We start from the raw sequence: 14,603 nt of genomic DNA, 5'->3' as shown, positions 1-14,603 counted from the left end.
CTTACTTCTTAACAATCTCTTCTTGAATTTTTTGAGGAACCCTAGCAAAGAATGCAGGTTCCATGGTCGATGTTGCACGTCCTGAAGTCAATGATCTCAAAGATGTGGTGTACCCGAACATTTCACTTAAAGGAACTTCGGCATTCACCTGAGCCATTCGTCGAGAAGATTCTTGTCCTAAAATTTTTCCTCGACGTCGGTTGAGATCTCCAATTACATCGCCAAGATGATCTTCTGGGGTAATTACTGCCACCTTCATGATCGGCTCTAAAATTACAGGCTTAGCTTTTCTACAGGCGTCTTTGACAGCCATAGACCCGCAAATCTTAAATGCCATTTCACTAGAATCAACTTCGTGATACGAACCAAAAACAATATTTACCTTAACGTCCACAAGACCATAGCCAGCTAGGACTCCAGTATTCAACCCTTCTTCTACCCCCTTAATTACTGCAGGGATATATTCTTTAGGAATGACGCCTCCAACAATCTTGCTGCAAACTTCGTTTCCTTTTCCAGGTTCATTAGGTTCTATTTCAAGGCAAACGTGAGCATACTGCCCGCGACCGCCAGACTGCTTGACGTATTTTGTTTCGCTATTTCCATTCGTAGTAATCGTTTCTTTATAAGAAACTTGAGGTTTTCCTACGTTAGCTTCAACTTTAAATTCTCGGATCATACGATCTCGAAGAATATCTAAGTGAAGTTCTCCCATTCCAGAAATGATCGTTTGACCTGTTTCTTCATTTGTCGAGACGCGGAAAGTAGGATCTTCTTCGGACAAAGAACCTAGTGCTTGAGCGAGTTTTTCTCTATCTCCTTTGGATTTTGGCTCGATTGCCATATCGATCACAGGATCAGGAAATTCTATACGTTCAAGGACAATTTCTTGATTTTCGTCACACAAAGTATCCCCTGTGACAGAAAACTTCAACCCTACACAGGCTCCAATATCCCCAACGGTAAACTCATCTCTATCAGTACGCTCATTAGCGTGCATTTCTAAAAGACGAGAAATTCGTTCTTTTTTGTCTTTTGTGGAATTTAAAATAGCGGACCCTTTCTTCAGGGTTCCAGAATAGATTCGGATAAATGTAATACGACCCACATAAGGGTCTGTCATGATTTTGAAGGCTAGAGCAGCTAGAGGCCCATCACGTCTTGGCTCTAAACTAATTTCTTGATCTGTTTTAAGATTGATTCCGCGGATATTTCCTCTATCCATAGGAGAAGGCAACCATTTTACAATTACGTTAAGTAATTGTTGTACGCCTTTGTTTTTAAAAGCGGTTCCACAAAGGACGGGGTTGATTTTATTTTCAATAACCCCCTTGCGCATTATCTGATGAATTTCATCTTCTGTAATGCTGTCGGGATCTTCAAGAACTTTCATCATGAAAGCTTCGTTGCCTTCATCTACAGTAGCGAGTTCTTCCAAAAGATCTGCTCGCAACTTTGCACAACGTTCTTTAAGATCCTCTGGTATTTCTTTTTCTTCCCATTTAGCTCCTAGGGTATCATCTAGAAAATAAAGAGCTTTTTGAGAGATTAAGTCAACCATGCCAACAAAGTGGCTTTCAGAACCAATAGGACAATGAACAGGAAAGGCATTCGCCCCTAATTTTTCTTTCATGGATTCTACAGCAGCAAAGTAGTCTGCTCCCATACGGTCCATTTTATTGACGAAGGCAATCCGTGGAACGCCGTACTTGTCTGCCTGTCTCCAGACAGTTTCGGACTGAGGCTCCACGCCAGATACAGCGTCAAACACTGCTACAGCACCATCAAGAACACGAAGAGAACGTTCTACTTCAATCGTGAAGTCAACGTGCCCAGGAGTATCAATAATGTTAATTTTTGCGCCCAACCAGAACACAGTAGTTGCAGCAGAGGTAATGGTAATTCCTCTTTCTTGTTCCTGGGCCATCCAGTCCATTGTAGCTCCGCCTTCATGAACTTCACCGATTTTGTGAGTTCTTCCAGCATAAAAAAGAATTCTTTCTGTAGTCGTTGTTTTCCCAGCATCAATATGAGCCATGATGCCGATATTTCTAATTGCACTTAAATCGAATTCTTGATTGGTCATGAACTTTTTATTTTCTCCGTAATTTAACTCATCCTACCACTTATAGTGAGCGAATGCTTTATTTGCCTCTGCCATACGATGGGTGTCTTCACGTTTTTTAATTGTTGCACCTTGTTTGTTGAAGCAGTCAATCAGTTCGGTAGCAAGCCCAACTTCCATAGATTTTCCAGGCTTATTACGAGCGTGCTTGATGATCCACTGCATAGCCAAACAATTCCTACGGTCACTAGCAACTTCAACAGGCACTTGATAGGTAGCACCTCCAACACGACGGGAACGAACTTCTAAAATAGGCTTTGCATTTTCTAAAGCTTCTTCAAAACCTTCAAGCACATTTTCTAAATTCAATTTTTTACTAAAACGCTCTAGAGCAGAGTAGACAATCTTTCTTGCCACACTTTTTTTCCCATGCATCATAACCTTATTAATAAATTTTTCTAAGATTACGCTGCCATAGATAGGATCTCCAGGGATATTACGCTTTTCAGCGGAGTGCCGCCTTGACATACAATTTAACCTCTATCTTCTAAATCTAGACCAAGAATTTTATATTATTACTTAGGTCGTTTTGCGCCGTATCGTGAACGACTTTGCTTTCTATTTTTTACTGCTGCACAATCTAGAGTGCCGCGAACGATATGATAACGAACACCAGGTAAGTCTTTGACTCTACCACCTTGGATCAACACAATGCTATGCTCTTGAAGATTGTGCCCTTCACCACCAATATAGGCAATGACTTCTTGCCCATTAGACAATCGGACCCAAGCAACCTTCCTTAAAGCCGAATTCGGCTTCTTTGGAGTTTTTGTTTTTACTTGAAGGCAAACTCCCCGTTTTTGTGGACACTTCTGCAAAGCTGGAGATTTCTTTCTAGTTAGACTTGACTTACGCTTTTTACGTATTAATTGATTAATGGTGGGCATGTATCCTTCTCGCTTCAACCTCACTACTACAAGCATGGAAATATAGAGCAAGGCTCTCTTTGTTGGCAAGGGCTTATTTTCAGATGAGGAGGCAACGTATCCTGCTTGAATTTAAAAAAATGCTACCTTTTTTAGGTGAACCATTTTTATCCTTCTTAAAAGAAATTCTAATAAGAACGAATTTATTCTAATCTATATCCAAAGGATCTTAATTTTAAGCGTCTCCTAACAAGGATTGCGCACAGTTAAAGTAGTATTCCATAGAGCCGCGATTTATGTATCCAAATAGGAATCCTAGAATAGGCTCTGTTAAATCTTGATTATAGGTAAAGCTACTTTCTTTGCCTTGCTCTATGATGTGAATAGAATCGTTAGTATAAATAAAGAGCAGAGGCACTGTGTGGGAAAGCAAGTGGGTAGCTTTGGCTAGGTCTGGGATGCCTGCAAGAATTTTAGCGGAATCTTCTGATAAGAAAAGAACTTGAATGTAGTCTAGAAGAGTCCAAAAGCGATTTACGAATTTAGTGACGACTTGCAGGTCACAAAGATCAACAAGTGTCTGGTTATTTTTCCTCTTTGTCTCTTTTAGGAACTTTTCCATACTATCACCATAGAGAACAAGTTGGCCATCAAGGAGTGTATATCCCTGATTGCAGAGGTAGGGGCCAGTCCCTATGGTTGTTTCGTCTTCCCTTTCAGAGTAGAGAAGAGTATCTGGTTGGTTAGGACAGCGTAAAACTAGTCTTAGATATTTTGGCTGTTGTAGAGCGGGTCCATTTTCTTCACTTATCATTCCTTCGGCATAATTTTCTCCATTGCGCATGCATAAAATGCCTAAATTAGAGAGATCTGACTGTGAGAGGTTTAGGGGTTCTTTACGTTTGAAAAACACAGCAGCTTCTGGAAACTTCTCTTTATATATTAAAAAAATTTCTTTTATTTTTGCATGATTTGTAGAAGAAATGGTTCCTATTTGCAGATCACACTCAGTAATAAAGTGTTCCTCTGTTGTAAGAATAATATCAATAAAAGGAGTCCCTAATACCGTCAAATAGGGAGAATCTCCCCAAGAGAAACTCTCTGAAGCTTTTAGAGGGAAGGCAGCTCTTCCTAAGATAAAAATTAGAAGCAATCTGAGGACAACGGGCCGCATACAACCTCAGTAAAAGTAGAACTCCTACTACTAAACTAAAAGTAAGATTTTATTTTAAGTGTTTTCTTACTTTTTTCTTTGTATAATATTTGTTTATATACAAAGGAAATGTACTCATGACCCTGCCCATTAACGGACAGTCGTACCTACAACAACGGTTAGAACCAAAGGTCTTTGACTCTTCACGCAGCCTTGCTATGATTGCCACAGCATTGGTATTTTTTATTCTTGCTCTCATTCTTTCTGGATTGAGCTTGCTTCCTCAAGTCGTCCTCGCCTTTTCGGGAGCTTATTTTATTGTTGGTTCTTTTTTAGCGTTTATTGCTTTAGGAATACTTCTTATTAACTGCATCGTTGATCTCAAACAGTGCATCACGACTTCTTCTTAATTTGAGCATCACAGCTCGTCTTTTTTATTTATTACAAAAGTTTTTTCCTTACTAAGCTGTTTGTAATAAATTAGTTTTCCATATTTACAAGAAATCTTTGCTAAAGACCCTTGCCTTCGTGCCGATGTTACGAATACCCATTTAAAACTAAATAGATGTTCGTAATGAAAAAACTTGTCCGTCTGTGCGTAGTTCTTCTTTCTTTACTTCCGAATGTAGTGTTTTCTTCAGACCTCTTACGAGAAGAAGGGATCAAAAAGATGATGGATAAGCTGATTGAGTATCATGTCGATACTCAAGAAATATCTACGGACATACTATCGCATTCTTTATCTAGTTACATTCAAGCTTTTGATCCTCATAAATCCTATCTTTCGAACCAAGAGGTTGCAGTTTTCTTACAGTCTCCAGAAACAAAAAAACGTCTATTAAAAAATTACAAAGCAAGTAACTTTGCTATTTATCGTAACATGAATCAAGTGATTCGTGAGAGTATTCTTCGTGCGCGACAATGGAGAAAAGAGTGGATCAAGAATCCAAAAGAACTTGTATTAGAAGCATCATCATATCAGATATCTAAGCAACCTACGCAATGGAGCAAATCCATAGATGAGGTTAAACAAAAACAACGCGCTCTACTAGTTTCCTATCTTTCTTTACATCTCTCTGGGGTTCCTGCCTGTCGGTATCAGGACAAAGAAGATCAGCTTGCTGCTTTGTGTGTACGTCAAATAGAGAACCATGAGAATGCGTATTTAGGCATCAACGACCATGGTGTTGCTATGGATCAGGATGAAGAGGCGTATCACTTCCATATTCGTGTAGTTAAAGCTTTAGCTCATAGCTTAGATGCCCATACGGCATATTTCAGTAAGGATGAAGCGTTGGCGATGCGCATCCAGTTAGAAAAAGGCATGTGTGGCATTGGTGTTGTGCTAAAAGAAGATATTGATGGGGTTGTTGTTAAAGAAATCATTCCTGGAGGACCAGCCGCTAAATCGGGGAACCTTCAGCTTGGAGATATCATTTATCGCGTGGACGGCAATGATATCGAGCATCTTTCTTTTCGAGGTGTTTTGGATTGTTTACGTGGGGCAGATGGCTCGACTGTGATCCTAGATATCCATCGTGGAGACAGCAATCATATGGTCACCTTGAAAAGAGAGAAAATTCTCTTAGAAGACCGTCGTGTCGACGTTTCCTATGAATCTTATGGGGATGGTGTGATTGGAAAACTTACGTTACATTCTTTTTATGAAGGAGAAAATCACGTTTCTAGCGAGCAAGATCTGCGTCGAGCCATTCAGGGATTAAAGGAAAAGAACCTACTTGGATTAGTTTTAGATATCCGGGAAAATACTGGTGGATTTTTATCTCAAGCAATCAAAGTTTCTGGTTTATTTATGACCAATGGTGTTGTGGTTGTATCTCGTTATGTTGATGGTAGCATCAAGTGTTACCGTACCGTATCTCCCAAAAAATTCTATGATGGTCCTTTGGCTATTTTAGTATCTAAAAGTTCAGCATCAGCAGCTGAGATTGTGGCACAAACGCTCCAAGATTATGGCGTTGCTTTAGTTGTGGGAGACGAGCAGACTTATGGAAAAGGAACGATTCAGCATCAAACGATTACTGGGGATGCCTCTCATGACGATTGTTTTAAAGTTACTGTAGGAAAATACTATTCACCTTCAGGGAAATCGACCCAGCTTCAGGGGGTAAAATCCGATATTTTAATTCCTTCTCGCTATGCTGAAGATCCTCTAGGAGAGCGTTTTTTAGAGCATCCCTTGCCCGCGGATTCTTGCGACAATGTGCTTCATGATCCTCTAACAGATTTAGATAGCCATACACGTCCGTGGTTTCAAAAGTACTATCTTCCTAATCTACAAAAGCAAGAGACTCTTTGGAGGGAGATGCTACCTCAGCTTATGGAAAACAGTCAGCAGAGGCTTTCTGAGAATCAAAATTTTCAGACATTTTTGTCTCGGATAAAATCATCTGAAAAAATCGATATATCTTACGGATGTAACGATTTACAATTGGAAGAATCAGTAAATATTTTAAAGGACATGATTTTATTACAGTCCAAAAAATAATAGCAATATCTCTACAGTTGATAGCAAAAATTGAAAGATAGCATCCCACGTTTCTAGGATGCTTATGAAATAGTCTAATTCTGAGTCTTGCGATCTAGCAAAGGTGAAGGTCCAGGTGAAGAAGATTTGGCTAAAGCCAAACTACCAAGTACTGGGCTAGAAGCCCTGGACCCTGTTTTTGATTCCGATTTCACATGGCCGAAAATCTTATTTGATTGGTTGAGGATACCGTCATCAAACTGATCTTCTAAAACACCTGCCCATTTTTGGAAAAGCACGAGTTTGTCTGACGTACAAACTTCATCAAAACATAATGATGTAACCAACAACTTAATCAAGCCCACGACTGCAGGAATAATCAACCAAAATGCATTTGCCCCCAACTCACTATGAAAAATAAACATACACGCTAATCCAGCAACAACCAAAAGAATTCCCAAAACGAGCAAGGTAATTTGGAAAGCCCTAGATTGAAAGAGCTTGGATTCACGCACAGGTTGGATAATTTTCGCTTTTACCCATCCTAAGGCGGCATTTACAACGCCAGGGCTGGACGTAATCACTTTTATACCCTCTTTCAGAGCAGTGGGATCCTCTGCTGCTTGTTCTATATTTATAACAGTATTAGTAGCAGCCGCTGCTGCTGTTGTTCCTCCTACGGGATGATTTGATGATGACATACCGTTCTCCTAATGTAGTTTCTAAAGAAGCAGATTACAATACAAAAACATTAATTAAAAATTTTAATTGTATTTTTGCGAAGAGAAGATTAGAAAAATAAATCCCAGAACATCAGAAACTTGGAGAGTATCTTGAGAATAAACCCTACTTTTTGATTCGGTGACTAAAACAAAAAAAACCGTCTTAATGCGTAATGCACTAAGACGGTAATTCTTTGAAAGCTATCCTAGGAAAGGGTGTTCCCACCCTTTCCTAGTCACTTCTTAGAATTTAATACACATGGGTATTTTCTGTATCCGATACTGGTGAGGTCAATGTATCAGAAGAAAGAATGGCTTCGCCACGAGCATCCCCAGGAGCGATACCTTTCAATGTAACAGAAAACTCTACAGATTCCTTGGAACCAAGTTTAGGTAAGGCGTCGAAAACAACGGTGTTACCTGAAATTGTTCCTTTGGTTGGTCCTGAAGAGGCTACTGGTTGAAGTTCTTTTGAGAACTTCAAGATTAAAGATACGTTAGTATCTTCAGCAGAACCACGGTTAGTTACGCAGATACGATAGACTGTATTTTCTCCTACACAGATAGGATCATTTGTATCTAATACGCACATATGGGTAGCTGCAAGACCCTTCCAATGTGTTGTTGCGTCTGCGCAACAAGTACATGTCCCACAGTTAGACTCGCTAGTCACTGCAACCTGGTTTGTAAATCTTCCAGGAACCTGAGCTTTCACTAAGAGTTTAAACTGGAGAGTTTCCCCTGGGCACATCTCTTTAATACGCCAAACCACTTTATTACAACAGATCTCTCCGCCAGGAGCTTCGATTAATGTAACACCAGAAGGAAGGTTATCTTGAATAACGACATCGTGAAGAACCAAGTCTCCAGGGTTCGATACCGAGATAGAGTATTCAACTGGCTTACATACGTAAGACCAATCAGCGCCAGAGATATTTACTTGTACACAAGGCTCATTAACAATTGTAGTTACATTTGCAGAACATTTGTGTCCACCGCAGTAAGTTACAGTAGCCACGTTAGTCACTTGTCCTCTTCTTTGAGGGCAAAATTCAACTGTAAATACCTTTTTATCTCCAGGTCTCATATCTCCTAAATTAAAGGAAAGAACTCTTTGACCAGATGCATGAGAATAGCCATCAGGAACAGGATTATCTACGGTTACGTTACGGGCAGTAGCAGATCCTGTGTTAACTACTTCAATTTTGTAGCATACAGGGCATCTTAAGCAAGCACACTCTGGTCCTTCTTGCTTAATACAAACGGCTGGTTGACCGCATTTAGTATAAGAACGGAGCTCTGGGCAAGCACATACAGTAGCAGCTGTGAAGCAGCAACCTTCTTTAAGAGGTTTTACCCAAACAGCAATTTTGCATTTATCTCCTTGGCCTAGACGATCGATTTTCCAGATTAATTTCCCATCACTTGTGGGAGTCGTTTCTGGATCACTACTTACGAATTCAGCTTCGCAAGGTAGCTGTTGTGTAATCACAACATCAACACAATCTTTTTTGCCGATAGCAAGGATTTCTATGGGGTAAGGAGATCCTACAGTAGCATATTCTGGAACGGACTGGCAAATTTCTACGTTGCAGTCATCGTTTACTTTTACAGAATACAGTCTTCCGTAGCAAGACTCTTGCTGAGCCTCTAAAGGTTGACATCGTCCCTCTTCACAGGGATAAAATTCTTTATCACAAAAAGCTCCACGGCTTTTTTGTTCAACTGGTTGTTTATTTTTACGGACAAGTCTAACCTTCTTCGCTGTCACAGGAACAGGTGCTGGCTGTCTTTCTGCACTAGCGACGATCTTAGTAATCAGAGACTCTGCTACAGCGGCCTCTATACCCCCGCTGGCAAAGCAACTCGCCATACTCGTTAGCGCAAGGACCGTAACTACTCGTCTGATGAGTTTGGACATAGGGATCTCCTATCGCATGTTTATTTTTTTCTTCTGCCATCGGGTAGAACGTTTTGTAAACTCTTACCCTCAACATTTGGGTTTATTATCTAAATTAAGGTAGTCAGGTAACTACATTAAGGTAGTCAGGAATTAGTTTATCTCCTAACTACCTGATCAATTTAAGTAAACAGTTAAGACAACTCTCCTTACTGCTTGCATCGGCCATCAGGTGATGTACAACCTTTAACTTGTGGACCTTGAGGATTGCACTCCGATGAACCACATGGATTAGAACAAGAAGGAACGTAGGATCCACAAGCACTGCCACAGGATCTTTCTTTTTTTCTCATTACTTCACACGGATTGCAAGAGGGTGCGCAAGGATCCTCAAAACAACAATCTACAATGCGGCAGCAGCTACTTAAGCTAACCACACCACAAAACATTGCAGCAATTAAAACAGCTTTCTTCATAAGTTTTTAACTCCTTTCTAATTAGAAAACTTACGTGTCTTATTTATTACTGAAAATTGAACAAAACTTTTAATAATTAATAAAGCACGTTCCCATGAACAATATTACAAATGAAAATAAAAATTTTATCAATTATTTTTTCTAGATAAATCTTTTGAGAATTAATTCTCTTTTTAGAAAAAACTGAATACTAAAATACACCCCTATAATTTTCAAAAGGAAGCAAATTAAGTAAGCTAGAGAAGGTTAAACAAAAAGAATAGTTTATTTAGTAAGACTCTTCGACTAATTTTCTATATTAGAAACACATAGCATTTAGAATCAAAAAGTTGAAATATAATTATTATTAAATAATACAATCAAATCGTTGAATTATAACAAAATAATTACGTAAAATTAAAAAATAAAAATGAGGGGGAGGAATGAAATTATTTTACTTTTGTAACATTGTTTTCCTGATATCTTTATTTTCTGTAGGCTGTACCTACGCACCTCCTCCACGTAGTTATATTCTCGCTCAAAGAGGGAGGCCGCTCGTAAACAAAGCCCTCTCCTTAGAGTTCGCTTTAGCAAAGGCCGTGTTTAACACTTGTTATAATACGAGTAACCTCAAAATAAATAAGTTATGGTAAGAGGTGTGAAGAAAGGGGTCAGGATGGAGCTGCTTAGGAGGTCTTTGTTGATCTACTCCTAAATATACACAATACGCCTTTTATGAATATAAACCGTAGTGGCTGGGTGACCTACAAATAACCACTATAAAAACTTAGAAATCAAAAACAGCTTCTTGGAAATCTTCTCTTTGTATGAATTTATCCACAGCATTAGCGAGTTTCTTCGGAACACCGCCTAAAAGCTTTTCGGCATGCACAAGACGCGCTCTTGCTCGAGGTTTCCCTAAAATTTCTATAGAGTCAAAGAGAGGGAGTCCTTGTTTTTCGCCAGTAATTGCAACATAAAGCAATGGAATGATCGCTTTTTTATGGTGGACATTAAATGCTTGGGCCAGCCACTTAGAACCAAGGTAGCAGGTATCTTTTGTCCATTGATCGCCTTTCTCAAGATACTTTACGTAGCTGTAGAGAAGGAGACTCGCTTTCTCTGGAGAGAGAACTGGTGGAAGAAGTTCTTCAAGACGGTATTTTGGCAATCCTGAGAAAAAGAAAGAAGTCAGGTTCACAAACTCCGCTAGAGTTGTAATCCGAGATTGACATAGGGGAAGAATTTTTAAGAAAAATTCATCGTTAAGCAGCCAATCCTTAAGTTCTTTTAACAAGCCTTCTGGAGAGTCCTCATGGTTGAGGTAATACTTATTCATCCAATCAAGCTTTTGAATATCAAAAACGGCTCCAGATTTGCCAATACGTCGGGGATTAAAATTTTCTACGATCCGCTCGAGAGAGTAGATTTCTTCATCCCCTTCCATGCTATAACCCATGAGGGTGAGAAAGTTAACAAAGGCTTCTTTGATATAGCCCGAGTCACGGTAATAGAAAATAGAGGTGGGATTTTTTCTTTTTGAAAGCTTCGTTCCATCGGGGTTAAGAAGAAGGGGCATATGGAGAAATACGGGAGGCTCCCAGCCAAAAGCTTCGTAGAGTAGGAGATGCTTAGGAGTAGAACTTAGCCATTCTTCTCCTCTTAAAACATGAGTGATTCCCATGAGGTGATCGTCAATCACATTAGCAAAATGGTAGGTTGGAAATCCGTCTGATTTTACTAAAATCTGATCATCAACATCTGCCCAGGGGAAAACGACCCTTCCCTTACTATAATCTTCAAAAACACACTCCCCTGATAAAGGAACTTTCAGACGTATAGTGTAAGGCTGGCCTGCGGCTTCTTTTGAAGCGACCTCCTCTGGAGAGAGGTACCGGTACCTGCGATCGTAGCCACCACGATAACCGAGAGTACTTGCAACCGCACGCATTTCAGCAAGTTCTTGAGGATTTGCAAAGCACTTGTAAACGCAATCTGTTTTTAAAAGAGCGTCTACATACCCTTGATAGATTTTCGTGCGTTCTGACTGACGATAGGGGCCGTAAGGACCGCCTACATCAGGGCCTTCGTCCCACTGGATCCCACACCAACGAAGAGCTGAGAAAATATTTTGTTCATAATCTTCGCGACTACGTGTTCTATCCGTATCTTCGATACGGAGAATCATTTTCCCTTTAAATCGTTTTGCAAAGATTTCGTTAAACAGAGCCATGTAGGCAGTACCTACATGAGGATCTCCTGTAGGAGAAGGAGCTACCCTAACACGGACATTTTCCCAATTCATGTTTCTTTTATCCTTAGACAAGAGAGACTTCATACCCTGAAAACAACTATTTCTTCAAGGGAAATCCTCTCTGTAGAAATGCATAAATCCAAAAATAAAAGAAACTCCATAATTTAATACAAAATTAAGGAGTCTCTCGAGGAATATCCTCAAAGTAGGATTACCCTTAGGTCGGGGAGCGCTTGTAAGGTATCAAAAGGAAAAGCGAATCAATAGTGCTGTAGGTAAGAATCGAAAAATCGAGAGTGAATTAGTGAAGTTCAGGAGAAATATCGGTAGGAGGTTCAAAATTTGGAGCTTGGTGTTCAGCTGGTTCAGCTCCTTTTAATTTTTTAGCTGCTTGCCTACTTAGATACTCGTTTTTATACCTTTCAATCTCGGATACATGAATCACCCAAGCGGCTCCCTTACGCTCTCCTCGTATTGTTCCCGTACGAGTTGCGTAGTACACTTTCTGGACAGGTATTCCTAGAATCTGTGCCACTTGATTTATAGAGTAACATCCCTTACCGTTATCGAAAACAAGCTCTCCTTGATAAAGAGATTTTTTTCGAGAGTAACGATTACGTTTGTACTCTTCTAGATCTTTAATATCTATTTCCCAGCGCGTTTCTTTAGAAGCTCTAAGTTTTTTCTGCTTAATTGCCACATAAATCGCTTGCCTAGTAACGTTATGTAATTTAGCAGCTTGAGTTATCGAAACCCATGTTGTATCTGAGTCTTTGATATTCTCAACTTCTTCTTGTTCTTCTAGTTCGTAGCACCCCTCATGTTGTTCGCACGCCATAAGCTCGCATCCCTCCCCCTCAACATATTTATAATTAAAACAACCGCAACAGTTAGTTTCTTCCTTGTTTTTAGAAGTTTTTAAAGAAGCATTTTCCTAAGAAAAGCTTTATTAATCAAGCTTTTTTGTTAATACAAAGTTTATGTTTTCAGATTAAAATCTTAATAAAGCGTCAGCAGGATTATGATTTATTAATATTTCTTTACGTTATAAAAAAATGTGTTTTCAAAAAAACATGTCCTGGATATCCCCTGAAGCGTTTTTCTAAACCAGGGCTTTTTCTTAAACAGACAAGACAAAATACCAAGAACCAACAAAATATCTACTCTTTTCTTTTCCCTGACGAATTATTTTTTTTTTTAATTCTCCTTACCGATCAGCAATTTACATAAGCGAAAGACAACGAAAAATATAAAGATTTCCTAACACTTTAAAATAAAAGCTCAAAATTCTTGATTTTAAGTCTGCAGTTATTCGAAAACCTACTTTCAGGCTAAAAGGATCAGTCTCTAGTTCTCGAAATGTCTCTGGACATGCCCTGCGATCGCTGTAATGACTTCATCAGAGAGCTCTTCATCATGTCTTAAACCGATTTGAGCTATAGGGATTTTCTTTCCTACACACTCTCTCAAGTTTTTATGATCTAAGAAAGGTTCTGCAAAGCAGGTATGTTTTTCGAATAGTCCGTCACCAATGAGCTTACCTTCGCAATCCTTGCCATAAATAAAGAGCTCTGGACAACGCAAGGTTCTGCTTTTCTTTTCAGAATTAATATTCCAATTGGTAAGATTCGCCATCCAAGGTCCTAGATGCCCAATAAACTGCTTAGCAACTGCTCCTAGAGAGCGGGCCCCACGATCTTTAATGACAAACCAACGGATACCATCACTGCCATCCGTCTTTTCCCTACTTAGGGATTCCGCTTGAATACTTGCCCCTAAAGAGTAGCCATAGGTAATAATTTGACGCGCCCGAGGTCCTTCGGGTTCATCTCTAAGATAGCGTACACATCCTTGAAAAGATTTTACGAGATTTTCTTTTGTTATATTCCCTCGACTCCTCATCACTCCTGGATAGTTGAAGATCAGAACATTGGATTGAGACTCTTCAGCAACACGTAAAATCCAGTCCCTGCCCTCGAGCAACACGGTTCTATATTCTAAGCAGTCGGAATTTCCGTTAGAGATTAGCATCCATCGATCAGGTTTAGCATTGGGGAAGCATATTTTTAATCCGTCAATAAAGAGATCGTCATACTGTAAGAAAATTCTTTGAGCAGACGAGACACGATCTTGGAATGAGGGAGAGAAGAGACGAGCGGCATAAACTTGTCGCAATAAATCAGAATCCCTGCATATGGCTTTACAAATCCAGCCTCCCGCACTGGGAAGAATAAAATTCTGACATATCTTATTGATTACCCAGAAAAGACCGAGGGGGATAAAGAAGATCAAGCCCAGAATAACTTTAACAACAGCCCATATGATATCAAGAAGACGATAAAGATAGGGATGCGCTTCTCTTTGTTTCCAAGAAGTTCGCGCCCGATCTGAAGAGAACATCTGGATGGAAGGTTTAGGATGGGTATCCAATATAGCTGCGTACTGCTCCCTTGTAATAGCTGCTGACATCATTACCTTATTATTTAATACAGGAATTGGCAAGCGAACTATTATAATAAAATAATTGGATAAACCAAAAAGAAAAGTAGCATTTATTTCTATCAATATTACTAATTATTTTAATCAAACCTATCTTGACTCGTTGGATTGAAGAGAAACAAAATCCTTGACTTTCAGTTA

At 39.5% G+C, this 14,603-nt stretch carries 12 protein-coding genes; 2 read left to right on the top strand and 10 right to left on the bottom strand.

The features are described 5' to 3' along the window. Position 1: 1 nt before the first annotated feature. The 4 genes from fusA to CMV32_RS03715 all read right to left on the bottom strand — a co-directional run bounded on the left by fusA (position 2) and on the right by CMV32_RS03715 (position 4,165). Positions 2–2,086, bottom strand: coding sequence for an elongation factor G (fusA, locus tag CMV32_RS03730; RefSeq protein ID WP_100934581.1), 2,085 nt, complete (start codon positions 2,084–2,086; stop codon positions 2–4). Positions 2,087–2,119: 33 nt separating this feature from the next. After that, positions 2,120–2,593, bottom strand: a complete 474-nt coding sequence (gene rpsG, locus CMV32_RS03725) for a 30S ribosomal protein S7 (protein WP_100934580.1) — start codon at positions 2,591–2,593, stop codon at positions 2,120–2,122. Positions 2,594–2,640: 47 nt separating this feature from the next. Next, positions 2,641–3,012 (bottom strand): 30S ribosomal protein S12, encoded by a 372-nt coding sequence (gene rpsL / locus CMV32_RS03720; protein WP_100934671.1) that lies wholly within the window; start codon positions 3,010–3,012, stop codon positions 2,641–2,643. 214 nt (positions 3,013–3,226) lie between these two features. Next, positions 3,227–4,165 carry a hypothetical protein gene (locus CMV32_RS03715; RefSeq protein WP_100934579.1) on the bottom strand — a complete coding sequence of 313 codons (939 nt, stop codon included), beginning with the start codon at positions 4,163–4,165 and terminating at the stop codon, positions 3,227–3,229. Between the two features lie 116 nt (positions 4,166–4,281). Here CMV32_RS03715 and CMV32_RS03710 point away from each other — a divergent pair, with 116 nt between their 5' ends. Both CMV32_RS03710 and tsp read left to right on the top strand, forming a co-directional pair. Beyond that, on the top strand, positions 4,282–4,554 hold the full coding sequence (locus CMV32_RS03710) for a hypothetical protein (protein ID WP_100934578.1): 273 nt from the start codon (positions 4,282–4,284) through the stop codon (positions 4,552–4,554). Positions 4,555–4,718: 164 nt separating this feature from the next. Next, the gene (tsp, locus tag CMV32_RS03705; protein WP_192940647.1) at positions 4,719–6,653 is read left to right on the top strand and encodes a tail-specific protease Tsp; all 1,935 of its coding nucleotides are present in this window, start codon (positions 4,719–4,721) and stop codon (positions 6,651–6,653) included. Positions 6,654–6,727: 74 nt separating this feature from the next. Here tsp and CMV32_RS03700 read toward each other — a convergent pair whose 3' ends face one another. The 6 genes from CMV32_RS03700 to CMV32_RS03665 all read right to left on the bottom strand — a co-directional run bounded on the left by CMV32_RS03700 (position 6,728) and on the right by CMV32_RS03665 (position 14,432). Then, positions 6,728–7,333 carry a cysteine-rich outer membrane protein gene (locus tag CMV32_RS03700; protein WP_100934576.1) on the bottom strand — a complete coding sequence of 202 codons (606 nt, stop codon included), beginning with the start codon at positions 7,331–7,333 and terminating at the stop codon, positions 6,728–6,730. Between the two features lie 271 nt (positions 7,334–7,604). Further along, positions 7,605–9,275, bottom strand: a complete 1,671-nt coding sequence (gene omcB, locus CMV32_RS03695; protein ID WP_100934575.1) for an outer membrane complex protein OmcB — start codon at positions 9,273–9,275, stop codon at positions 7,605–7,607. Positions 9,276–9,463: 188 nt separating this feature from the next. Beyond that, positions 9,464–9,730, bottom strand: coding sequence for a small cysteine-rich outer membrane protein (locus CMV32_RS03690; RefSeq protein WP_100934574.1), 267 nt, complete (start codon positions 9,728–9,730; stop codon positions 9,464–9,466). Positions 9,731–10,496: 766 nt separating this feature from the next. Then, entirely contained in the window at positions 10,497–12,014 is a 1,518-nt protein-coding gene (gene gltX, locus CMV32_RS03680; protein WP_100934670.1) for a glutamate--tRNA ligase, read from the bottom strand. Positions 12,015–12,264: 250 nt separating this feature from the next. Then, entirely contained in the window at positions 12,265–12,801 is a 537-nt protein-coding gene (locus tag CMV32_RS03675; protein WP_100934572.1) for a helix-turn-helix domain-containing protein, read from the bottom strand. 509 nt (positions 12,802–13,310) lie between these two features. Beyond that, positions 13,311–14,432 carry a CPn0927/CPn0928 family alpha/beta hydrolase fold protein gene (locus CMV32_RS03665; RefSeq protein WP_100934570.1) on the bottom strand — a complete coding sequence of 374 codons (1,122 nt, stop codon included), beginning with the start codon at positions 14,430–14,432 and terminating at the stop codon, positions 13,311–13,313. Positions 14,433–14,603: the final 171 nt, after the last annotated feature.

The organism is Candidatus Chlamydia corallus (assembly GCF_002817655.1).
Lineage (GTDB): Bacteria > Chlamydiota > Chlamydiia > Chlamydiales > Chlamydiaceae > Chlamydia > Chlamydia corallus.
The sequence above is the reverse complement of the archived record's forward strand: the minus strand, read 5'-3'. Positions and strand labels throughout refer to the sequence as shown.

Excerpts from the sequence above, each read along its gene's own strand:
- fusA (WP_100934581.1), bottom strand. The coding sequence starts at position 2,086 with ATGACCAATCAAGAATTCGATTTAAGTGCAATTAGAAATATCGGCATC.
- rpsG (WP_100934580.1), bottom strand. The coding sequence starts at position 2,593 with ATGTCAAGGCGGCACTCCGCTGAAAAGCGTAATATCCCTGGAGATCCT.
- rpsL (WP_100934671.1), bottom strand. The coding sequence starts at position 3,012 with ATGCCCACCATTAATCAATTAATACGTAAAAAGCGTAAGTCAAGTCTA.
- CMV32_RS03715 (WP_100934579.1), bottom strand. The coding sequence starts at position 4,165 with ATGCGGCCCGTTGTCCTCAGATTGCTTCTAATTTTTATCTTAGGAAGA.
- CMV32_RS03710 (WP_100934578.1), top strand. The coding sequence starts at position 4,282 with ATGACCCTGCCCATTAACGGACAGTCGTACCTACAACAACGGTTAGAA.
- tsp (WP_192940647.1), top strand. The coding sequence starts at position 4,719 with ATGAAAAAACTTGTCCGTCTGTGCGTAGTTCTTCTTTCTTTACTTCCG.
- CMV32_RS03700 (WP_100934576.1), bottom strand. The coding sequence starts at position 7,333 with ATGTCATCATCAAATCATCCCGTAGGAGGAACAACAGCAGCAGCGGCT.
- omcB (WP_100934575.1), bottom strand. The coding sequence starts at position 9,275 with ATGTCCAAACTCATCAGACGAGTAGTTACGGTCCTTGCGCTAACGAGT.
- CMV32_RS03690 (WP_100934574.1), bottom strand. The coding sequence starts at position 9,730 with ATGAAGAAAGCTGTTTTAATTGCTGCAATGTTTTGTGGTGTGGTTAGC.
- gltX (WP_100934670.1), bottom strand. The coding sequence starts at position 12,014 with ATGAATTGGGAAAATGTCCGTGTTAGGGTAGCTCCTTCTCCTACAGGA.
- CMV32_RS03675 (WP_100934572.1), bottom strand. The coding sequence starts at position 12,801 with ATGGCGTGCGAACAACATGAGGGGTGCTACGAACTAGAAGAACAAGAA.
- CMV32_RS03665 (WP_100934570.1), bottom strand. The coding sequence starts at position 14,432 with ATGTCAGCAGCTATTACAAGGGAGCAGTACGCAGCTATATTGGATACC.